This is a genomic window from Idiomarina aminovorans (assembly GCF_023155095.1).
GTDB classification, from domain to species: Bacteria; Pseudomonadota; Gammaproteobacteria; order Enterobacterales; family Alteromonadaceae; genus Idiomarina; species Idiomarina aminovorans.
Genome location: NZ_JAKNDA010000002.1, coordinates 68,661 through 88,535 on the forward strand (window position 1 = coordinate 68,661; position 19,875 = coordinate 88,535).

Sequence of the window (19,875 nt, forward strand, 5' to 3'; positions counted from 1 at the left end):
AGGGTTAGCATGCTAGGTAGTAAAAAGCTGACCTTAAGTCTTATCTGTATCATGGCCGCACCTGCGGCCATCGCCAATCAACAGAGCTTAACAGAGGAAAAGGATGAAAAAGCCGAGGCGGTGGATGAGCGTATAGAAGTAGTCGGCTACCGCTGGTTTCCCGAAACCTTGGCACTGAGCGGACGTTACGATTTAAGCCGCGACTTTTTAGATTTTCGTAGCCAAGGCAATGGCAACATCACCGATATGCTCACTTTCTTACCCGGCATACAATTCTCTGAGAATGCCCTCAATGCCGACAGGCAAAAAGAAATCCGCACTCAATTGATATCAATATCGGGCGCTCAGCCATGGCAAACCGGGTTCTACTATGACGGGTTAAGCAATAATTCCCGAATAGACCCCAATGCCGCTTATCGCTCGCCCTCGTCCGTTAATGACGTCCAGGGCCATCCACAAAACCTATTTATCAATAGCGAGCTAGTGCAGCAAGTTACGGTGTTTGATAGCAATATCCCGGCTTCCTACGGCGGCTTTAATGGCGGTGTTGTCGATGTTGAATCCCGATCACTTAATCAATTACAACAACCGCAGATCAAGCTCAGTTACCGCCGTTCGTTAAGCAGTTGGAACGAATATACTTATTACGATTTCCGCGGTGCCTTATCAAATGAAGAATTAGAGCAACAAGCAGAAACCAAAGAGGATGTCGAGTTGCCTAATTTTGCTAAGCAAACGCTTGGTTTGAGTGTGGCAATGCCGATAAATGAGGAGCACTCATTCTACGCATCATTTAATCAAACCACGTCAACAATTGGTGAGGTGTCTTTGTTCGAGCCTATCGAAACTGAACGTGAATCACTATCTACTTTGATAAAATACAGCTACACACCTGCCGAGTTCGCGATATTCGATGAACTATCACTCAGCGCCAGTTATTCTCCGTATGAGGGTGAGTACGTACTCACCGATGTTAAAGACTCTCGGTATAGCCAAGAGGGTGGTGGATACCTAACAAGCGTGAACGTGCACAAACAGTGGCAAAATTGGCTGGGTGATTTACAAGTCGGTTATTCAAATAGTGACAACAGTCGCCAGGCGCCCAACGTATACCGCCCGTGGTTTCGCGCTCCGGGTAAAGACTGGGGAACCTTTGTCGGTAATCAGGCCCTCAGTATTGAGGGGGGCTATGGCGACCTAAACAAAATACAACAGGATACAAGCGCCAGTCTCACTTTGACCCGAGATACCTTTGACTTTATTGCTGCCAGCCACGATATCTCGTTAGGTATTAGCGCTAACCTACTTAATATTGAGCGTCTGCGCCCGAACACTTCCGTGGTTTATAACTCCCCCTTTAGAGATGCGAACTTCAATTGTGATAAACAAACGCTGGACTGCGTTGAACAGCAATATGAGATCCCGCTCGAACAACTCGCTGAACAGTTGGGTGGCAGCATCGACTTATCTAATCCCGAACATTTAAAAGCCTATCAAGAAAATCTCAATCAACGCGGTCAGTTTTTCCGTTATCGCCGAGTCTACCCTATCGAAAACATTGACGTTCAAATGCAGGAATACAGCGCTTTTGTAGACGACCAACTGCACTGGCAAGATTGGGATATGCGGCTTGGGTTGCGAGCAGACTACAACGACTTTTTGACCAACATCGATATCGCGCCGCGACTGCAATTAGGTTATCGTCCATTTAGTAATACGCGACTGATAGCTGGTTTGAACCGCTATTATGCAGCAAGTTTAATTACTTATAAACTACGTGAAGCTCGCCGGCCTTACCTGACACAGTTCCGACCACTAGAACAAGGTGTGGTGGGCAACTGGCAAACCTCTGCACAGGCCGAGCGTTTTCGTTACTCATTTAACGATGTTAGTACACCCTATAACGATGAGTTCAGCCTAGCGGTTAAACAACGTTTATTCGGTGGCGTATTTTCAATCAAAGGCGTTAAGCGCTGGCAATACGATCAGCTCGCTCGAGGTAGTACCCGCGCTGATGATGGGATCACTTATATTACCACCACAAATGCAGGCAGCGGAGAATACCAACGCTTAACACTGTCATACCAGTATCGTTGGAGGCAACATGAGTTTTGGTTCCATACAAGCCATAGCGAAAATTTAACCTCAAGTAGCTCTTACGATAGTAATGTAGATGCTGTGCCGGAGGACGAGATTGTTGCTTATGTATCGTCTGAAAATACCAATAATCGTTTTAAGCTAATCAGCTTGGATGACCTGGGGCGTCTTAATGATGATTTCAGTCGGCCATTAAGCGCTAACTTATCGATTCACAGCCAATGGACTGAGGATGTTAAGACGAGTCTAAACGTCAGTTATCAAGGTAAGTACACCAGTGCGGTCAATACTGGGCAATGGTATTTTGCCGAGCTAGACACCCTATGCACGCAGTGTGATGACCTAGAGTTGGCATACCCTGTGTATCAGGATACTAAGCGCCCTGCTCGTACGTTATTAAGTGCTAATTTGCAGTACCGATTACAAGCTTTTAACCAGGCACTTGAGTTAAATTTAGAGATAGATAACCTGTTAGGTCAGCGTACCTATACCGTGGCAGATAATCAGCAAGGCCTCGAGACGGGAAGGAGTTTTTGGGTCGGAGTTGAGTACACATGGTAAAGTGTTTACTTCAATCCTTGGTATGGGGGGCGGCAATCTTTGGTTGCATGATCTGTCACGCGCAACCTGCCAAGAGCATCGAGCAACAACGCATTGAGGCGCTGTGGAAAAGTTATTTACAGCCTCAAGCAGCTTGGCCTAAACGGCCCGAAGAAGCAACTGCCGATCTGGCGCCACTCCCGGATCCAGTTTCGTTACGCGCACAACTAAACGATAACTTAATCAAGCTTGGCGAGAAGCTATTCCACGACCCGCGCTTATCGACCACAGGCAAAGTAAGCTGTGCCTCCTGTCATCTTTCAGAAAATGCATTCGCAGACCCACGCCAAGTATCAATTGGAGTGCATCAGCAGCAAGGTCGGCGAAATGCGCCCGGATTAATCAACACACATTTATGGAAAACCTTTTTTTGGGATGGCCGCGCATCATCGCTAGAAGAACAAGCGGCCATGCCCGTAAGAGACCCAGTCGAAATGGCACATGAAACCAATATCATCGTGACAATGGTCGGTAAGAGCGATGACTATCAGCCACTTCTTATTCCGTTTAAGGATACACCAGATTCCGTTGATTGGTCGCTGTTGGCAAAGGCTTTAGCAGAGTTCCAACGCACACTCATGGATGACCCCACAACGCAGCCGTTGGATCGCTTTTTATTGGCAGTCGCTTCAAGAGACTGGAAGCAAGCAAGAGCCAGCCTGTCTGATCAACAATTAGTGGGGTTGCACCTATTCCGTACTAAAGCAGGCTGCGTGAAATGTCATAACGGACCACTTCTCTCGGATCAGCGATTTCACAATACAGGGCTGCATTATTTCGGACGTAAGTTTGAAGATTTAGGCCGCTTTGAGGTAACGGGCCGCAATATAGACATGGGCTCGTTTCGCACGCCATCGTTGCGCCATTTACTAAAGAGTAAACCATGGATGCATAATGGCTTATTTACTCAGCTGGAAGGGGTCGTTCGTATGTACGAACACGGAGGCGCTCGTCCTCGCCGACCGGAAAATTTATCCGCGAACCAACATTACCCACAGACAACGGACTTACTAACTCCATTTGAACTCAGCGATAGCGAACGCAAAGCTCTATTAGAATTTATCACATCTCTGTAACGTGTTCTTTGGGGTGCAGATCACCGTAGTAATCAGAAAACAGTTGTTAATTTTTAACCTAATCGCACTCAAGAACATCCGTTTCTCCTAGAGGCTGTTGATCGTTGTCTAATAAATAATCGGCATAGCAACAAGGTATAATTGTTTCGTCAAAAATAACTAACCGGAACGTTGTTATGCCAAGAATGATGTTAACAAATGAAGCGTGGGAAATCCTAAAACAACGATTAAAGGATAGTGGACGGGTTTCCAACAAGCACGAGCACCGAAAAACGCTGGAAGGCATACTCTATCGCATGCGTACCGGTATACAGTGGCGAGACTTACCTTCGGAATTTGGTCTTTGGAATACGATATTCAGGCGATTTAATTTATGGTCCCAAAAAGGCTTATGCAAAAATTATTTGAAAACTTAGCGTCGGACGGCGATCCGGAATCTCTGTTTATTGATGGCAGTATAATTAAAGCATATCAGGATAGCACTGGTGCAGCAGGTAAGATGAATGAGTCTATCGGGAAGAGCCGGGCAGGTAACTCAACGAAAATTCATTTGGCAGTAGATAGCGGAGGGCTTCCTGTTTATTTTGAGCTGTGGTGGTCAGGTAAATGACATCGTACATGCCGAGAGCCTGATAGCCCATGCACCTCAAGCTTGCCTCATCTGTGCGGATAAAGGCTACGACAGTGAGTCTCTAAGAGATTATATAAAAGAAAGCGGAGCAGATGCCAATATTCCACGTAAAGTAAATAACCAATTAGGCAACGCTGATATGGACGGGTGTCTGTATCGATATAGACATCTTGTTGAAAACGCTTTTATGAAGATTAAAAAGTATCGTGCGATATCAACGCAATACGATAAGCTGGCTCGAAATTATAGCAGTACCGTCGCCTCAGCGTTCATGATGAACTGGCTGCCAATGTACTGCTGAACAATTAATAACCAAAGATCAACAGCCTCTAGGATAAAATTACCATTAATTCACACATTAATTAGTCCCTTAATCAATGAAAGCGATTAGGTAGGTTAAGCTCCGCAAGCAGAGCTGATTTTATTTTTATAGCACTGATCTTGGAAAGTTGCTTAATATTCATTGTCGATGGATCCCAAAAAGGGTCGATCACGGCGATGATTTAAAGCGTATCTATCCGTTCAGTCACTTGAGCTATAAGTCGTTGATATTGTTCACGCGAAGTTTTAATTTCTGTTTTTTGCTCGGGAGTCAGGCTATCTTGTTTAATCAATACCTCTATTTGCCCGAGCCGTCGTTGTAATCGCGATTTATAGCTCATTAGATTTGCTTTTTTATGTGGGTTATCACTGTTTAAAATACGGGCCATCAAGTCAGCATTGACTTCCTGCACAACTGTAGTGTACGCCGCAACAACTACTTCATCGTTGTGGTGTGAAGTATCCGCCTCATGCGGTATTTTCTCCCGAATAAACGCGTCGAGCGTAGGGTTGCCTCTAATCAATGCATACAGAAGTAGATTGTCATAATGTTCAGGACCAACCCCTGAATGTTCTGCCCATAATTGCAATGTTTTCTTACTGTGTAACGCAGGCATCGCTCTCAACCATGGTTTTGATGCCCCAGCAAATGCACCGAGATCGAAAAACTGTTGCAGCTCCGCCTCAGTTAAGTCATTTCCGGATGCTAACGCTACATATAAAGGCGTATAGTGAGTAGCACCAGCTTTCAGTGACTCGTTAACACCAATGATGCCTTTTTGAATGAGCTCTAGCAGTAACGCTGTACTATTACCTTTTACTCGAACATCAGTAAATAACTCTACCGCTATTTGTTGAGGGGGGTAAGTGGAGAATTCGTCCAATATCTCTTGTTTAACGGCTTTAGGAGCCGATTTTTGCTCTCCTTTTACCATCGAACGGGTGGTCACTTTTTGCCCTGCTCTTTGCTGGCTTGAAATGCTGCTATTTATACCCTCTGTCGCCGCGTTCGTATCCTCATTTTCGGCCGAGTGTTCCGATCCTATATTAGTGAACAGGTAGAGGCCCGCAAAGGAAGCTATGGTTATCAGTATAATTGATACTTTTTTACTCATTAAAATTTCCATTTTCAGTCGCATTGGTCATTAAAACGGTATTCATAAGCGTCTGTTGGATAAGCATCAATATGCAAGCAAGCGTTTTCATGCCAGTATGAGCCTAAATAGCGATAACTTAGACGACCAGTGGACGTTAGAATCAGTCTTAGTCCTGTTTCAAATACTTTAGGGAATGCAGACAAATAATACCCGGTAAGTTCAATATCTTGATGCCAGAGGAAGGCATCTTCTGCTAAATGCTCTAGAACAAGGCCTACGGTTTCTTTAGGGTTAACTTTGAGCAACCAACCCACTTGAGAAGACTTTGCTGGGGATATGAATGACGCTAATAAGATTACAAGCAAAAGAACGGAAGCTAAGCGTTTCATCTATTTCCTTATGTAAGACAATCTATGCAATAAATAAGAATTATTATCATTTGAATCGTATTGTCTAGCCAGCATGTTGTCAACATTTAATTGACTGCCACTATAACAATCAAATAGATATCCGAAGGATAAGTAAAACGAATTTTCGCTGAGTAGAGACCTGTTGAATGTTTTGCACTTACTATGCTGTTTAGGATGTGTCCACTTCGCCTAAACTGAGACAGACTTAATTGGAGTTTTCTGCAATGATTAATGCAGGAGACGACAATGAAAAAATCACGTTTTACTGAATCGCAGATCATCGCTGTGTTAAGAGAAGTCGATGCGGGTATGAAGGTTGAAGATGGGTGCTGTCAGCACAGTATCAGCAACGCAACCTACTACAACTGAAAATCGAAATACGGTGGAATGGGGGCCTCTGACGTTAAACGGCTGAAAGAGCTTGAAGATGAAAATGCCAAGCTCAAGAAGATGTATGCCGATGTAAGTCTGGAAAATCATTCTATTAAGGAGTTGATGGCAAAAAAGGGTTGATGACAGCAGACAAACGAAAGTACTTCAGCATATTGGTTGGTGCGGGGTGGAGTATCGTAAAGGCTTGCCTGTTTATTGACATAGGCGGTTCGACCTTCTGTCGCCCCGAGTGAGACTGGCGAAAAGCAGATCCTGCTGTCATTGATGCCATCAATGCAGAATTGAAGAAGTCGCCACGGGCGGGATTCTGGAAGCGCTTGATCAGGTAAATCATCAATGGGCGTTGGATTTCATGTATGACACGTTGTATTGCAGTAAACGCTTTAGAACTTTGAATGTGGTGGATGAAGGAACATGGGAGTGTCTCGCCATCGAAGCGGACGCACGTACAACAAACCAGAGTACAGAAAACCGTGGAGGGTATTTTATTGGATGTGAACCGGGATCCCATGGAGAGATTTTCCGTCCGACTTTGGTCAATGGAGTGCCGTTTATCGTCGCTTCAATTTATGGTCAAAGAAAGGAATTTTACACAGTCTTTTTCGTACGCTGTCCCAACTGGCAGATAGCGAATGGTTGTTTATTGATGGCAGTATTGTCTGAGCTCATCAGCAGAGTACGGGCGCTGTAACGGCTCATGATTAATCAATCGGTAAGAGTCGGGGTGGTAATTCCACCAAGATCCACCTTGTCGTAGACAGCGGCGGATTACCGGTGTATTACGAAATCTTGTGCGGACAAAAACACGATGTTATTTACGGAGAATCGCTGGTTTTAAACTCACCCGCGAGTGAAACGATGATTGCCGACAAAGGCTATGATAGCGAAAAACTCAGAAGCTTTGTTCGTTAACGTAATGCAGATGTTGTTATTCTCAGAAAAAGCAATAGCTTGACAGGCAATGACGATATTGACTGGTGTCTGTATAAATATCGTCATCTTGTGGAGAACGCTTTTGGCCGAATTAAGCATTATCGGAGTATCGCGACCAGATATGAGAAACTCGAGAGGAATTATTACTCGATGGTGGCTTTAGCCTTCGCTATGATGTGGCTACCAATGTGGGCTGATTGAAAAATACAAAGCAAAGATCAACAGCCACTAATCGTCATTTTCAGTTAATCAGCTCCAGAAAAATACCGGAGCCAAAATGCCTGGGTAATACCACGCATTAGAAGAAAGCCGCTGAGAGCCAGCCACAACCCGTGGTTCTCCAGCGGCAATCCTACCCACCATAAAGGCAAGAAGCCAATCAAAGCGCTTAATATCATGGTATTACGCATACCACGACTGAATGATAATCCAATGAATACACCGTCAAACCAGTAGCTCCAGTGGGCAATTAGTGGCAATACTACTATCCAGGGTAAGTAGTTTTCAGCAACCCGGATAATTTCCGGAATATCGGTGATAAGCCTAATAATAACCCCACCGGCTAATGCAAAAACTAGCGCATAAACAACGGCAAAGAGTGATGACCACAATAAGGTAATTTTGCACCAATAGCGGATTTTATCGTAGCGCTTTTGACCTTTGGCCTGGCCGGCCAGAGCTTCGACAGAATAAGCAATGCCGTCGAGCCCGAGCGATATCAGCATCAGAAACTGCATTAACACGGCATTGACCGCTACCATGGTACTGCCATAACGAGTTGCATAGCCGGTCATAGTGGCCATACACAGTTGCAGTATCAGGCTGCGTATAAAGATATTGCCGTTAACCCCTAAAAACTGTCTTACTTGTTGAAACTTCAGCTGCCAGTGCGTTAAGTGCCAGCCCAGAGCCCGTGCTGTCCAGTAGAAACCGATAATAGCAGTTACCCATTCGGCACTTAACGAAGCCCAGGCGGCGCCTTTTACGTTGAGGCCAACACCAAGAATCAGTATCACATCCATAACCACATTGACGGCGTTAGTGACAATCACTAATAACATGGCTTTGCGACTGTTCTGGCGGCCCAGCAATACTCCCAAAGCGACCAGGGTCATCAGTGACGCCGGCGCCGACCATAAGCGTATTTCAATGTAGTCACGGGCATAACTTTCAAGCTCGGTGCCGGGGGCTACGACCCACATAGCTAAATCGTTAATCCAGGGGCTGGCAACAGCTATTAAGACGCCTAAGCCGAGCGCAATAAGAATACCGTTATTAAAGTGCTGGCGCTGTGCATCTATGTCGTCGGCGCCATAAGACTGGGCTATATAGCCGGTTGTGGCCATGCGCAAAAACACTGCCAGCAAATAAATAAAACTGACCACCATGGCACCTATGGCAACGGCGGATAAGTAGATAGCGTTCGGCAAATGCCCTATGATGGCTGTATCGACCAGACCGAGAAGTGGTGCAGCAATATTGGAAATAATCATTGGCAGAGCAATCGCGAAAACGCGGCTGTGATCGGACAACGAAAATCCAAACAGCTTGTGCATAACTTTCCTTAAGTGAATTCGGTTAATGACAGCTTTTATACTTTATCAGGAGTTAGTGTGAAGATGTTGAACAAAATAGCAGTCAGTGCTGCATCAGGTTTGTTGTTGGGGTGTTCGCCAGTAGCTCAGGCAGGCACTGCTGACAGTGTTGTGGTCTTGCAGTATCACCATGTCAGCGGTTCAACCCCGGCAGTGACTTCCATCGACCCGGAGACTTTTCGCCAACACCTGCAGTATTTGCAGGACAATAACTTTAATGTCATTGATATTACCAGCGCGCGCGATGCCATAGAGCAAGGCGGGGAACTTCCCGAAAAAGCGGTGGTAATTACCTTCGATGATGGCTACCAGAACGTCTATGAAAACGCTGTAGCGGCTCTGAAAGAGTTTGAAATGCCTTACACGGTGTTCGTTAACCCCGAATTAATGCGCAAGCACAGCGGGCACTACATGGGCTGGGAAGAACTTAAAGAGATTCAGAAGAACGGCGCGACCATTGCTAACCATGGACAGACCCATGCACACCTTATTCGTAAGCAGGAAGGCGAAAGCGACGAAGAGTGGCAGGAGCGCATGCGTTATGACGTTGTCACTGCGCAGCAAGCCATTGATGAAAACCTGGGCGAGCAGCAAAAGTATTTTGCGTATCCATACGGTGAATACAACAATGACTTACGGGAGCTGTTGAATGAGTGGGGTTTCTTCGCTTTTGCTCAGCACTCCGGGCCTTGGTCTAAATGGAGCGAAGATACGATGATTACCCGTTTCCCGGCATCGGGTATTTACGCTAACCTGAATACATTGAAGGCAAAGCTCAATTCAAAAGCAATGCCGGTAAGTGCTTACCAACCGCAAGAGCCTTTAGTCGCGCATGATAATACCAAGCCTACTATTAGCATCACGCTTGAAGAAGTGGATACTTTCGATGATATACGCACCGATGCGCTTCAATGCTTTGCGGGTGGTTCGGTATTAAAACCTAAATGGGAAAGTAAAACGCAGTTTAGTGTGACCTTAGAGCAGGATATTAATATTGGGCGCTCACGTATTAACTGTACTGCGCCCAGCGCATCAGAATCTCGGTATTATTGGTATTCGGTGGCGCTTATTCGTCCCGACGAGTCAGGCCGCTGGCCTGACTAATCGGCGATAATGGCAAAGTCTTTTGCCAATTGTTCCATGTCGACCACCGGAATTTGACCGCGCTGGTAGTCGGCATTAAAAATCGCTTTGCGATGACCGTTCGGGTTGACCAGTATAATTGCCGCACTGTGGTTAACCAGATAATTTTCCTCATCTTCATCGGGAATGGAATACATTAAACCTAGGTCTCGCACAAAGGGAAACAGGTTTTTATGTTCAGCCCGCACACCAACAAAGTTGTCACCAAAATAATTCACATACTGAGTTAAGCGTTCCATGTCATCGCGCTTGGGGTCCACTGAAATCATCCAGACTTTAACCGGCTCGGATACCTCTTCCTGTAACTCAGGCACGATACCTTTTAAGTCAGATAGGGTGGTTGGGCAAATATCGGGACAAAAGGTATAGCCGGTAAAGAGCAAGGTCCACTGGCCTTTGAGCGCATCGTTTTCAACACCCCCTTGCGCTGTACTTTCTAAGGTAAATGGCTTTAATGCCCGGGGCGGTTCATAAATTAATGCGTCCGGTTTTTCTTCCGGCCAAAAATTATAAACAGAAAAACCGGCTACAAGAGCAATAACTGCAGCCAGCAGCGTAACGATACGACTCATTTCTTACTCCATTCAGACGTAGTGATCGACCAATAAAATGACAAACAGCAACATTAAATGCCAGATAGAAAAGGCAAACATATTAAAAGCTGTTTTCTTGTTGGGTGCGTATTTTAGTTTCCAGGCGTAAGCCAGGAAAATGGCATTGAGCACGCTCACACCCACCAGATAGATCATGCCGGTCATACCGATTAAAAAAGGCATCAGGCAGACCACGGTCAGCAAAATGGTGTATAAGAAAATACAGGTTTTGGTGAAATCGATGCCATGTGTTACCGGTAACATCGGAACTTCTGCCCGCGCATATTCTTTCGCACGGTGTACCGCAAGTGCCCAAAAATGGGGGGGCGTCCAGGTGAAAACGATCATAACCAGCAGTATAGCGGGGGCGTTAATTTCATTAGTCACCGCAGTCCAGCCCAGAAGTGGCGGAGCCGCTCCAGCTAAACCACCAATGACGATGTTCTGCGGGGTTGCCCGTTTCAGGAACATTGTGTAGATAACCGCATACCCTACCATACTGGCAAAGGTCAGCCAGGCGGTTAACGGGTTAACCCAGCCATATAAAGTAACGAAACCAATAGTGCCAATAGAGGCCGCAAACACTGTCACTTTGGTTGGCGACAAGTTTCCCTGAGGCAAGGGGCGACGGAGCGTACGAGCCATTTTGGCATCTATGTGACGATCAACCAGATGATTAATAGCAGCAGCTGCGGCTGACATTAACCCAATGCCGATTAAAGCGGGCACCAGAACATTTAGCGATACGAGCTCTTCGGTGGCCAGACACATACCAACCACTGCGGTCAGCAACAGCAGGGCGACAACACGGGGTTTAGTCAGCTCCAGGTAGTGCCGCCAATGAGCGTTGCGCGTTTTTGTTATATTTTTTGTGGCAACGGATTCCATAATAACAACTCCTCTACGCTTTTCTGGACAGGTTGTAATTCAACCCAACCAGAGACAGCAGCAGCAAGGCTCCAACAGCATTGTGCGCTACGGCATTCCAAAGCGGCAATTGAAACACTACGTTACTAATACCGAGCAAAATTTGCAAAGACAATAACAAGCCAATAACAATTAATGAGCGGCGGAAAAAATGCGACTTAGCTTTTCGCCAGCATTTAAACAGTAAAGCACAAACCACTAAAAAGGTGATAATAGCCCCTATTCGATGCATAACATGCATGGTCATGCGATCGTTGTAGTCATGTGCTCCATATTGATAAGTGTCGGCTTCGGGTACGCTAAAAGCACCGGCCAAATCTAATTGAGCTGTCCAGTTGCCCTCGCAAAAGGGCAGCTCTGTACAGGCCACCGCAGCGTAATTGGCTGCGACCCAGCCACCTAAAGCAATTTGTCCAATAACAACCAGTAAGGTAAAAAAAGCCAAACCTCGATAGTGTCTTAATTCGGGGTCACCGCCGGCCAGCCGGAACGAGGATAGCCGCAATGAGAGCAGATAAAGCAGAGATATTACTGAAAAGCCGCCTAATAAATGTCCCATCACAATCAGTGGTTGTAAATTCATGGTGACCGTCCACATTCCCAGCGCGGCCTGAAATATCACCAGCCCAAGCAACAATGTGGGTAACTTAACCGGTGTTGGGTAATGGCTGTAATGACGGCTTTTCACCCAGGCCATGATGGCAATGGCCAGTATTAATAAACCTAAGGTACCGGCAAAGTAACGGTGCACCATTTCGTTCCAGGCTTTAGTGTGCTCCACAGGAGCATCCGGGAACCGTAGCTCAGCTTGTTGAAGGTGCTCAGCTTGTGAAGGAACGCCCAGGAACCCATAGCAACCGGGCCAGTCCGGACACCCCAGCCCCGCTTCCGTAAGACGAGTAAAGGCGCCAAGAACAATAACAACGAAAGCAAAAAAGACACTAATTTTTACCAGTACACGCATGCTATTTCCCTACCCAATTCTGGACAACTTAAGCAGTTTACGAAGATCCGCCAGTATGTTTTTACCTTCCGCTATCATTTTCTCTTTATCCGAGTGAGTTGGGTAATAAAGCATGACATTGTGCATTGGGTCGACAATAAATAGGGTGTTTTCGGGAAGTTCGCTAAGTTGTTCAATCAATTGCGGTGTGATCATTTGCGTAATGTGCGGCGCGCTATGATTAAAGTCAGACTGCATCGACTCGCTTTGATGCAGAACCACCGGTGTCAGACGATCGGTGTCTTTACCAATAGCAACATCCACCTGATTCATAACGTATAAGGTATTTTCACAGGTTGACCCGCAGTTTTGTGGGGCTATATAGCCCAGTTGCCAGCCCTCAGGAAGTTGATTAGCTTCTGTGTTTAAAGTGATAGGCGATTGCAATAGAGTGCCTTTATTAGTACCCACCTCATACCAGTTTTGCGATAAAAAAAGCCACGCAGCCAGTACTGGTAAGATAAAAGCAAGGAAAACAATAATCATGGAACGGTGAGAGCGATTCAGGGAGCTCATCGGGTCTCCTCTTTTTTTGGTTGTTTATTCAGTTTTATAACAGCAAATACAAAAATTACCAAGCAGGCAATGGCTAGCGAAAACCATTGAACGGCATAACCCTGGTGTTTTACCGGCGACATTACCTGAGGCTTCCAGTCGCGTTGCCAGCCTATGGTTTCTGGTGACTCAAGTAAAAAGGTGTAATCAGTTAATGAAATATCGAGTTTTTCAGCGACTGCATTGGGCTGAAATTCTTGTATCCGTATTCGATTTTCTGCTAACTCTGTTTCGTAGGTGTTACTGACGAATTTGTTATTTGAAGGAAAGTACAGGTAACCGGTCAGGCTATGCTGACCCTCGGTAATACTTATTTCAGGGAGTTCCTGCCTGGATGCCGGAGCGGGTAACCAACCCATGTTAACCGGAATATAATTATCGGGTCTGGCGTCAGCACGGAACAAGGCAATAACCTGATAACCGACAATTCCATTAGTCATTTTATTATCGAGAAAAAAAACCGGCTGTTTAACAAACTCGCCGTTCATTTTAACGTAACGAAAGCGGGCGGATTCGGGCGATACCGGCCCCAGCTGCGACAGATCGGTTGCTTCCCCTTTCAATTGCTGCTGTTCGTAATCGTTAAACAGCTTGCGCTTTTGCTCAGCGCGCTCAAGCTGCCAAAAACCCAGCTTGACCAACACCACAATTGCCAGCAGAGTGACTAAGGTAGCGACAAGAGGAAAACGTATGTTGGTCTTTTTTAAAATCATTATTGTACTACTACTGGTTTATATGGTGGTGAATCTGTTCCGGGCATTGTTCAATATGCTGCGGAACGACCCGGACAAACCACCCATGTCCCATTATCTGGGGAAGCGAGTGGGAGTAGCCGCCGTTATCTTTGTCATACTGATAGCGGCGACTGTCAGTGGTTTTTTGCCTTTAAATCCACGCCCCTACTAAAGGGGGGCGTTTCTTACAGAATGTAAACCACCACGAACAGGCACAACCAAACTACATCAACAAAGTGCCAATACCAGCTGGTCGCCTGAAAAGCGAAGTGGTTATTCGGTGTGAAGTGACCTTTTAACACCCGCAGGAACATGACAATCAACATGACCGTTCCTAAGGTGACGTGCATACCGTGGAATCCGGTCAGCATATAGAAAGTATTACCGTAAATACCGGAATCAAGAGTCAGGTTTAGATCCTGGTAAGCATGAACATACTCAGCACCCTGTAAGTAGAGGAAGATACAACCCAGAATGATGGTAATACCCAGCATTGCTGTCAGTTGTTTCCGTTTGCCGTGTTCCAGCCCTGTATGAGCAAAGTGACAGGTAACCGAACTAACCAATAAAATAAGGGTATTAATAGCCGGTAAACCATACCAGCCCATAGCCTGAGTTTCAGTGCCCCCAGGCGTTTTCACCAGCGGCCATTGAGCAACAAATTCCGGCCACAGAACGTCATTGGTCATGGCATTGTTACTGTCGCCACCTAACCATTGAACGGCAATTACCCGGGCGTAGAAAAGGGCACCAAAAAAAGCCGCAAAGAACATTATTTCGGAAAAAATAAACCAGCTCATACCTTGCTTGTAAGAGTTGCCTAGCTGGCTACTGTATTTTCCGCTCATGGACTCGTTAATCTGGTCACGGAACCAGCCAAACATCATAACCGCAATAACAATTAAGCCCGCGATTAACACCGTATTGCCGTAACCATCCTGCTCTTTGCTCATATCGATAATGGCGTGCGCCGCACCCCAGGCTATCAGGCCGAGCCCAACCGCACCGACAATAGGCCATGGGCTGGAAGCAGGAACATAGTAACTTTGTTGTTCTGCCATAACGTCGTTTCCTTATTCTGTTTTTAACAGCTGAGCAATTGCTTCAGCCGACGTATTGGCTGTCATATCGTACAGCGTGTATGACAGGGTAAATGTCGTAATATGATCCGGAATATCCGGGTCCAGATAAAACTGCATGGGCATTTCTGTATCAGCGCCTGCGGCTAACGGTTGTTGGTTGAAGCAAAAACATTCTACTTTATTTAAGTAAAGAGAGGCTTCAGCCGGCGCTACCGATGGAATAGCCTGAGCAATCATATTGGATGAGGTGGGGTTGTCCGCTAAAAAGTTGACCACTTTGACCTCGCCCGGGTGAACCTTTACTTGTTTGATTGAAGGTTCAAATTTCCACGGAATGCCTTTGGCATTGCGCGTTATAAACTGCACCGTTACCGTTCTCGATTCATCGACTTCGACCTCTTGATAAACCGCGGCTTCGTTGCTGGTACGGCCATTAAAGCCTGTCACTTCACAAAACACATCGTAAAGTGGTACCAGCGCGAAGCCAAAGGCAAACATCCCGGCGACTGTCAGTAACAGTCGCTTAACCAGAATGCTGTTGTCAGGACGCTGCTCAGACATAAGCCATTACTCCACTTTCGGCGGTTTTTCGAAGGTGTGATAAGGCGCCGGTGAGGGCACTGTCCATTCCAGTCCTTCTGCTCCGTCCCATGGTTTAGCCGCCGCTTTTTCGCCGCCCTTAACGCACTTGATAACAACCCAAAGGAAAATCAGTTGTGACAAGCCAAAGGCAAAACCGCCAATACTGGCTATCTGATTAATATCTGCAAACTGCGTCGCGTAATCAGGAATACGACGCGGCATACCGGCCAGTCCCGCAAAGTGCATTGGGAAGAACAGTACGTTTACAGAAATAAGCGATGTCCAGAAGTGAGTTTTCGCCAGTGTGCTGTCGTACATGTGACCGGTCCATTTAGGTAGCCAGTAATAAGCGGCTGCCATGATCGAGAAGATGGCACCGGTTACCAGAACATAATGGAAGTGGGCTACGACAAAGTAGGTATCGTGATACTGGAAGTCGGCGGGAATAATCGCCAGCATTAAGCCAGAGAAACCGCCAATGGTAAACAGAATCACAAACGCTAGCGCGAACAGCATGGGGGTTTCAAAGGTCATAGAACCGCGCCACATAGTGGCCACCCAGTTAAAGATTTTAACCCCGGTTGGCACCGCAATGAGCATCGTACAGTACATAAAGAACAATTCAGCAAATACTGGCATGCCCGTAGTAAACATATGGTGAGCCCATACCAGGAAAGAGAGCAATGCTATGGCGGCTGTGGCGTAAACCATGGAGGCGTAACCAAACAGCGGTTTTCGTGCGAAAGCCGGAATAATGGCTGAAATAATACCGAAGGACGGCAGAATCATAATGTACACTTCCGGGTGACCGAAGAACCAAAATATATGTTGGTACATAACGGGGTCGCCACCGCCCGCTGCATCGAAGAAGCTGGTGCCGAAATATTTGTCCGTCAGCAACATGGTGACAGCTCCGGCTAGCACAGGCATTACCGCAATAAGCAGAAAAGCTGTGATGAACCATGTCCAGGCAAATAGCGGCATTTTCATGTAACTCATGCCGGGGGCGCGCATGTTCATAATAGTGACGATGACATTAATAGCCCCCATGATGGATGAAATCCCCATAATGTGTACTGAAAACACGAACAGCGCGGTTGAATCGGAGCTGTAAGTGGTTGAAAGCGGGGCATAGGCTGTCCAGCCGAATGCCGGCCCACCGCCTTCCATAAACAAAGAGCCCAACAAAATGAGAAAAGCAAAGGGTAAAATCCAGAAGCTCCAGTTATTCATACGCGGCAACGCCATATCAGGGGCACCGATCATCATGGGGATCATCCAGTTAGCCAGGCCGGTAAAAGCGGGCATAACGGCACCAAAAATCATAACCAGGCCATGCACAGTGGTCATTTGATTGAAAAACTGTGGTTCTATCAGCTGTAATCCCGGTTGGAAAAGCTCAGCGCGGATAACCATTGCCATGGCACCGCCCACTAAAAACATGGTAAAGCTTAACCATAAGTACATTGAACCAATGTCTTTGTGGTTAGTTGTAAACAGCCAGCGACCAATACCGTACGGCTTATGATCGTGGTGTGTGTCGTGATGGGTATCTTCCACTGCAGTGCTCATCACCGCCTCCTTATTGGTTCATGACTTCGTTAATATCGGCGGCCTGAATCAGGTCTCCGGTATCGTTACCCCAGGCATTACGCTCATAGGTGATAACCGCGGCTAATTCGCGCATTGACAGCTGGCTTCCAAACGCTTGCATAGCGGTTCCGGTAACGCCGTTAACGACAATGTCGATGTGTTCATGTTGGGCTTCAGAATCAGCGGCAACGCCAGACCCTGCAAGAGCCGGGAATACGCCGTTAACGCCTTGCCCATTAGCCTGGTGACAAGCGGCACAGGTGCTGTTGTAAACTTTTTCACCGAGATCCATAAGTTCGTCTTTTGACATTTCCATGGCAAGCAACTCTTGCTCACGCTCCTGCGCGGCCTGTTGCTCTGCTTCTTTCTCGGTAATCCATTTTTGGTATTCAGCCGGTTCTTTCGCGATAACAACGATAGGCATGAAACCGTGATCTTTACCGCAAAGTTCCGCGCACTGCCCACGATAGATGCCTGGCTCGTCTACCTTAGTCCATATTTCATTGATAAAGCCGGGGTTGGCGTCTTTTTTAATGGCAAAGTCCGGCACCCACCAACTGTGGATAACGTCATCTGAAGTGACCAGGAAGCGTACTTTTTTATCGGTTGGTATAACCAGAGGCCGGTCGACTTCCAGCAAGTAGTTTTCTTCTTTCTCAAATTTATTATTGATTTGTTCTCGTTGCGTGGCTAAACGGCTGTAATATTCAACGTCGTTTTCAAAGTATTTGTAGTGCCATTTCCATTGTGAACCGGTCACCTGAACCGTCACATCGGCATCGGAGGTGTCTTCCATAGCAATCAAGGTGGTCGTTGCCGGTACAGCCATACCTGCAAGAATCAGCAGAGGAACAATAGTCCAGGCAATTTCAACTTTGACGTTCTCGTGGAAATTTGCAGGATTCGGATTTTTCGACTTTCGGTGCCGTATTATCGAAATAAACATGAGACCAAATACGATCACACCAATGACACAACAGATATAAAAAATGATCATGTGGAGGTCGTACACTTGGTTGCTTATTTCTGTGACACCCTGGGTCATATTGAGACGCGACTGAGCTGCAGCCGGTAGGCTCGTTAGCGTTAATAGTACCCACAAAGGCTTCATTTTCACGTGGCTTCTCCTCTTATTCTTCAATGAGACCGCAAAGCAAGTTTTGCTAGCCTGAATTAGAAGAACAAAGAGGTAAGTAGAAAAAAGAACCGCTTCTCCCCAGAAATCACTTTTTCTACTGACTCTTTGTTGTAGTTGTCGTTATTATATTATTTTTATTATTGGGTAATGCCTTTAGTAACGAATTTACAACCAAAAATCCAGATCAAATCCAACAAATGAGTAAAAAATAGACTAATCTGTTAAAAAAAGGCTGCAAAAGCAGCCTTGGGGGATAAAACACGCAAACAAGGTGGGATTAATGCAGGTGGGATGTCAGCGTGTTTTTATCAAACAGAAAATATTGTGTTTCACTTAATTTACTGGCCATTCGGGCACGCTGCCAGGTTCGGTTGGAAACGGAGTCGAGATAACCGATAACCATACTACTGGTTCCTGCTAGCAAAGCCTGTTCCAGCGCCCATTCGCAGCGCTCTGCTGAGTTGTTTCTTAACCAGCGAATCTGAGATTCCGCAACGCCACAAGCAATAAGTTCTTGAATCATATTTTTGTCACCGCCAATAACCGTTACCCATTGACTTGGCTTTTGCTGCAAAGCCTGTTGTACAACGGGAGAGAGGCTATCGACATCAATCGCGTTTTGAGTATTTTGCGCCTTTAACCGGAACGATGGTGCTGCATTTTCGGCAGTCCACAAACCCGGGTGATGTAATTTGCTTTGGTATTGAGTTTTCATAAGGTCGCTCCGTTTCTGATCACACCTACCGCCAGTCCTTCAATCGCAAAAACCTGGTCGGCGAGGTTGACAGTAATGGTCGAGAATTCTTCATTTTCGGGATGAAGCAAAACAGTTTTTCCACGTTGTTCAAAACGCTTTACAGTGACTTCGTCTTCAACGCGAGCAACGACTATTTGCCCGTTACGAGCCTGCTCTGTTTTGTGTACAGCAAGTAAGTCGCCGTCTAAAATTCCAATATTTTTCATGCTCATGCCGTTAACGTTAAGCAAAAAGCTGGCGGCAGGATGAAATAAAGATTCATCCACTTTGTAGTGGCCTTCAACATGCTGTTCGGCTAATAAAGGCTCACCCGCTGCAACTTGCCCTATTAAAGGGAGACCTTCGGCGATATCGTAATCATCGCCGATAAGGCGGATGCCGCGCGACATACCGGGAAGTATTTCAATAACGCCTTTACGGGCTAATGCTTTAAGGTGTTCTTCTGCAGAGTTTGCTGAACGGAACCCAAGCTTATGGGCAATTTCGGCTCGCGTAGGCGGCATGCCAGTGGCGTGCAGGTTATCTTTAATAAGCTCAAGAATTTCAGATTGTCTGGGTGTTAACGGGCGCATAATGTACCTGTTTATTTGTACAGTGATACTGTGAGTATATACA

Annotated in this window: 18 protein-coding genes and 3 pseudogenes; 7 read left to right on the forward strand and 14 right to left on the reverse strand. The window is 46.2% G+C overall.

What is annotated here, in order from left to right:
• Nucleotides 1–9 precede the first annotated feature (9 nt).
• The 3 genes and pseudogenes from L8G48_RS04415 (at nucleotide 10) to L8G48_RS04425 (ending at nucleotide 4,705) form a co-directional block, all read left to right on the forward strand.
• A complete protein-coding gene (locus tag L8G48_RS04415; RefSeq protein ID WP_248263406.1) occupies nucleotides 10–2,658 on the forward strand; it encodes a TonB-dependent receptor plug domain-containing protein in 2,649 nt (882 codons plus the stop codon).
• Nucleotides 2,652–3,773 (forward strand): cytochrome-c peroxidase, encoded by a 1,122-nt coding sequence (locus tag L8G48_RS04420; RefSeq protein ID WP_248263407.1) that lies wholly within the window; start codon nucleotides 2,652–2,654, stop codon nucleotides 3,771–3,773. The genes L8G48_RS04415 and L8G48_RS04420 overlap by 7 nt, the downstream gene beginning before the upstream one ends.
• Before the next feature lie 176 nt (nucleotides 3,774–3,949).
• A pseudogene (locus L8G48_RS04425) lies at nucleotides 3,950–4,705 on the forward strand (IS5 family transposase).
• A gap of 202 nt (nucleotides 4,706–4,907) precedes the next feature.
• Here the strand turns inward: L8G48_RS04425 and L8G48_RS04430 are convergent.
• Nucleotides 4,908–5,852, reverse strand: a complete 945-nt coding sequence (locus L8G48_RS04430; RefSeq protein ID WP_248263408.1) for a hypothetical protein — start codon at nucleotides 5,850–5,852, stop codon at nucleotides 4,908–4,910.
• A gap of 2 nt (nucleotides 5,853–5,854) precedes the next feature.
• Nucleotides 5,855–6,211: a hypothetical protein gene (locus L8G48_RS04435; RefSeq protein ID WP_248263409.1), complete on the reverse strand. Its 357-nt coding sequence runs from the start codon at nucleotides 6,209–6,211 to the stop codon at nucleotides 5,855–5,857.
• 267 nt (nucleotides 6,212–6,478) lie between these two features.
• Between L8G48_RS04435 and L8G48_RS04440 the strand changes: the two are divergent.
• Both L8G48_RS04440 and L8G48_RS04445 read left to right on the forward strand, forming a co-directional pair.
• Nucleotides 6,479–7,067 (forward strand): annotated as a pseudogene (locus L8G48_RS04440) (transposase); the annotation flags it as partial.
• Nucleotides 7,040–7,759: pseudogene (locus tag L8G48_RS04445) on the forward strand (IS5 family transposase). The pseudogenes L8G48_RS04440 and L8G48_RS04445, both read left to right, overlap by 28 nt.
• Before the next feature lie 44 nt (nucleotides 7,760–7,803).
• On the opposite strand, the gene L8G48_RS04450 reads toward L8G48_RS04445, so the two are convergent.
• Nucleotides 7,804–9,114 carry an MATE family efflux transporter gene (locus L8G48_RS04450; RefSeq protein ID WP_248263410.1) on the reverse strand — a complete coding sequence of 437 codons (1,311 nt, stop codon included), beginning with the start codon at nucleotides 9,112–9,114 and terminating at the stop codon, nucleotides 7,804–7,806.
• Nucleotides 9,115–9,177: 63 nt separating this feature from the next.
• Here L8G48_RS04450 and L8G48_RS04455 point away from each other — a divergent pair, with 63 nt between their 5' ends.
• Nucleotides 9,178–10,257 (forward strand): polysaccharide deacetylase family protein, encoded by a 1,080-nt coding sequence (locus L8G48_RS04455; protein ID WP_248263411.1) that lies wholly within the window; start codon nucleotides 9,178–9,180, stop codon nucleotides 10,255–10,257.
• Here L8G48_RS04455 and L8G48_RS04460 read toward each other — a convergent pair.
• Genes L8G48_RS04460 through L8G48_RS04480 form a run of 5 tightly spaced genes read right to left on the reverse strand, consistent with a single transcriptional unit; the run spans nucleotide 10,254 to nucleotide 14,087 of the window.
• The gene (locus L8G48_RS04460; RefSeq protein ID WP_248263412.1) at nucleotides 10,254–10,868 is read right to left on the reverse strand and encodes an SCO family protein; all 615 of its coding nucleotides are present in this window, start codon (nucleotides 10,866–10,868) and stop codon (nucleotides 10,254–10,256) included. The two genes, L8G48_RS04455 and L8G48_RS04460, sit on opposite strands and share 4 nt — an antisense overlap.
• A 12-nt stretch (nucleotides 10,869–10,880) precedes the next feature.
• The gene (gene cyoE, locus L8G48_RS04465) at nucleotides 10,881–11,777 is read right to left on the reverse strand and encodes a heme o synthase (protein ID WP_248263413.1); all 897 of its coding nucleotides are present in this window, start codon (nucleotides 11,775–11,777) and stop codon (nucleotides 10,881–10,883) included.
• Between the two features lie 13 nt (nucleotides 11,778–11,790).
• A complete protein-coding gene (locus tag L8G48_RS04470; protein WP_248263414.1) occupies nucleotides 11,791–12,780 on the reverse strand; it encodes a COX15/CtaA family protein in 990 nt (329 codons plus the stop codon).
• A gap of 9 nt (nucleotides 12,781–12,789) precedes the next feature.
• Nucleotides 12,790–13,335 (reverse strand): redox-active disulfide-containing membrane protein, encoded by a 546-nt coding sequence (locus L8G48_RS04475; protein WP_248263415.1) that lies wholly within the window; start codon nucleotides 13,333–13,335, stop codon nucleotides 12,790–12,792.
• Nucleotides 13,332–14,087 (reverse strand): SURF1 family protein, encoded by a 756-nt coding sequence (locus tag L8G48_RS04480; RefSeq protein WP_248263416.1) that lies wholly within the window; start codon nucleotides 14,085–14,087, stop codon nucleotides 13,332–13,334. Before L8G48_RS04480 ends, L8G48_RS04475 begins: the two co-directional genes overlap by 4 nt.
• On the opposite strand from L8G48_RS04480, the gene L8G48_RS04485 reads away from it, so the two are divergent.
• The gene (locus tag L8G48_RS04485; protein ID WP_248263417.1) at nucleotides 14,065–14,280 is read left to right on the forward strand and encodes a DUF2909 domain-containing protein; all 216 of its coding nucleotides are present in this window, start codon (nucleotides 14,065–14,067) and stop codon (nucleotides 14,278–14,280) included. The genes L8G48_RS04480 and L8G48_RS04485 overlap by 23 nt on opposite strands.
• Before the next feature lie 13 nt (nucleotides 14,281–14,293).
• Here L8G48_RS04485 and L8G48_RS04490 read toward each other — a convergent pair whose 3' ends face one another.
• The 6 genes from L8G48_RS04490 to lexA all read right to left on the reverse strand — a co-directional run bounded on the left by L8G48_RS04490 (nucleotide 14,294) and on the right by lexA (nucleotide 19,832).
• The gene (locus L8G48_RS04490; protein WP_248263418.1) at nucleotides 14,294–15,169 is read right to left on the reverse strand and encodes a cytochrome c oxidase subunit 3; all 876 of its coding nucleotides are present in this window, start codon (nucleotides 15,167–15,169) and stop codon (nucleotides 14,294–14,296) included.
• Between the two features lie 12 nt (nucleotides 15,170–15,181).
• Complete coding sequence (locus L8G48_RS04495) at nucleotides 15,182–15,751, reverse strand: cytochrome c oxidase assembly protein (RefSeq protein WP_248263419.1); 570 nt, start codon at nucleotides 15,749–15,751, stop codon at nucleotides 15,182–15,184.
• Between the two features lie 6 nt (nucleotides 15,752–15,757).
• Nucleotides 15,758–17,344 (reverse strand): cytochrome c oxidase subunit I, encoded by a 1,587-nt coding sequence (gene ctaD / locus L8G48_RS04500; protein WP_248263420.1) that lies wholly within the window; start codon nucleotides 17,342–17,344, stop codon nucleotides 15,758–15,760.
• A gap of 10 nt (nucleotides 17,345–17,354) precedes the next feature.
• Nucleotides 17,355–18,476, reverse strand: coding sequence for a cytochrome c oxidase subunit II (gene coxB, locus L8G48_RS04505; RefSeq protein WP_248263795.1), 1,122 nt, complete (start codon nucleotides 18,474–18,476; stop codon nucleotides 17,355–17,357).
• A gap of 304 nt (nucleotides 18,477–18,780) precedes the next feature.
• On the reverse strand, nucleotides 18,781–19,218 hold the full coding sequence (locus L8G48_RS04510; RefSeq protein ID WP_248263421.1) for an SOS-response cell division inhibitor: 438 nt from the start codon (nucleotides 19,216–19,218) through the stop codon (nucleotides 18,781–18,783).
• Nucleotides 19,215–19,832 carry a transcriptional repressor LexA gene (gene lexA, locus L8G48_RS04515; protein ID WP_248263422.1) on the reverse strand — a complete coding sequence of 206 codons (618 nt, stop codon included), beginning with the start codon at nucleotides 19,830–19,832 and terminating at the stop codon, nucleotides 19,215–19,217. Before lexA ends, L8G48_RS04510 begins: the two co-directional genes overlap by 4 nt.
• Nucleotides 19,833–19,875: the final 43 nt, after the last annotated feature.

Excerpts from the sequence above, each read along its gene's own strand:
- ctaD (WP_248263420.1), bottom strand. The coding sequence starts at position 17,344 with ATGAGCACTGCAGTGGAAGATACCCATCACGACACACACCACGATCAT.
- L8G48_RS04455 (WP_248263411.1), top strand. The coding sequence starts at position 9,178 with ATGTTGAACAAAATAGCAGTCAGTGCTGCATCAGGTTTGTTGTTGGGG.
- L8G48_RS04490 (WP_248263418.1), bottom strand. The coding sequence starts at position 15,169 with ATGGCAGAACAACAAAGTTACTATGTTCCTGCTTCCAGCCCATGGCCT.
- L8G48_RS04510 (WP_248263421.1), bottom strand. The coding sequence starts at position 19,218 with ATGAAAACTCAATACCAAAGCAAATTACATCACCCGGGTTTGTGGACT.
- L8G48_RS04460 (WP_248263412.1), bottom strand. The coding sequence starts at position 10,868 with ATGAGTCGTATCGTTACGCTGCTGGCTGCAGTTATTGCTCTTGTAGCC.
- L8G48_RS04450 (WP_248263410.1), bottom strand. The coding sequence starts at position 9,114 with ATGCACAAGCTGTTTGGATTTTCGTTGTCCGATCACAGCCGCGTTTTC.
- L8G48_RS04480 (WP_248263416.1), bottom strand. The coding sequence starts at position 14,087 with ATGATTTTAAAAAAGACCAACATACGTTTTCCTCTTGTCGCTACCTTA.
- L8G48_RS04495 (WP_248263419.1), bottom strand. The coding sequence starts at position 15,751 with ATGTCTGAGCAGCGTCCTGACAACAGCATTCTGGTTAAGCGACTGTTA.
- lexA (WP_248263422.1), bottom strand. The coding sequence starts at position 19,832 with ATGCGCCCGTTAACACCCAGACAATCTGAAATTCTTGAGCTTATTAAA.
- L8G48_RS04470 (WP_248263414.1), bottom strand. The coding sequence starts at position 12,780 with ATGCGTGTACTGGTAAAAATTAGTGTCTTTTTTGCTTTCGTTGTTATT.
- coxB (WP_248263795.1), bottom strand. The coding sequence starts at position 18,476 with ATGAAGCCTTTGTGGGTACTATTAACGCTAACGAGCCTACCGGCTGCA.
- cyoE (WP_248263413.1), bottom strand. The coding sequence starts at position 11,777 with ATGGAATCCGTTGCCACAAAAAATATAACAAAAACGCGCAACGCTCAT.
- L8G48_RS04485 (WP_248263417.1), top strand. The coding sequence starts at position 14,065 with ATGTTGGTCTTTTTTAAAATCATTATTGTACTACTACTGGTTTATATG.
- L8G48_RS04420 (WP_248263407.1), top strand. The coding sequence starts at position 2,652 with ATGGTAAAGTGTTTACTTCAATCCTTGGTATGGGGGGCGGCAATCTTT.
- L8G48_RS04430 (WP_248263408.1), bottom strand. The coding sequence starts at position 5,852 with ATGGAAATTTTAATGAGTAAAAAAGTATCAATTATACTGATAACCATA.
- L8G48_RS04415 (WP_248263406.1), top strand. The coding sequence starts at position 10 with ATGCTAGGTAGTAAAAAGCTGACCTTAAGTCTTATCTGTATCATGGCC.
- L8G48_RS04475 (WP_248263415.1), bottom strand. The coding sequence starts at position 13,335 with ATGAGCTCCCTGAATCGCTCTCACCGTTCCATGATTATTGTTTTCCTT.
- L8G48_RS04435 (WP_248263409.1), bottom strand. The coding sequence starts at position 6,211 with ATGAAACGCTTAGCTTCCGTTCTTTTGCTTGTAATCTTATTAGCGTCA.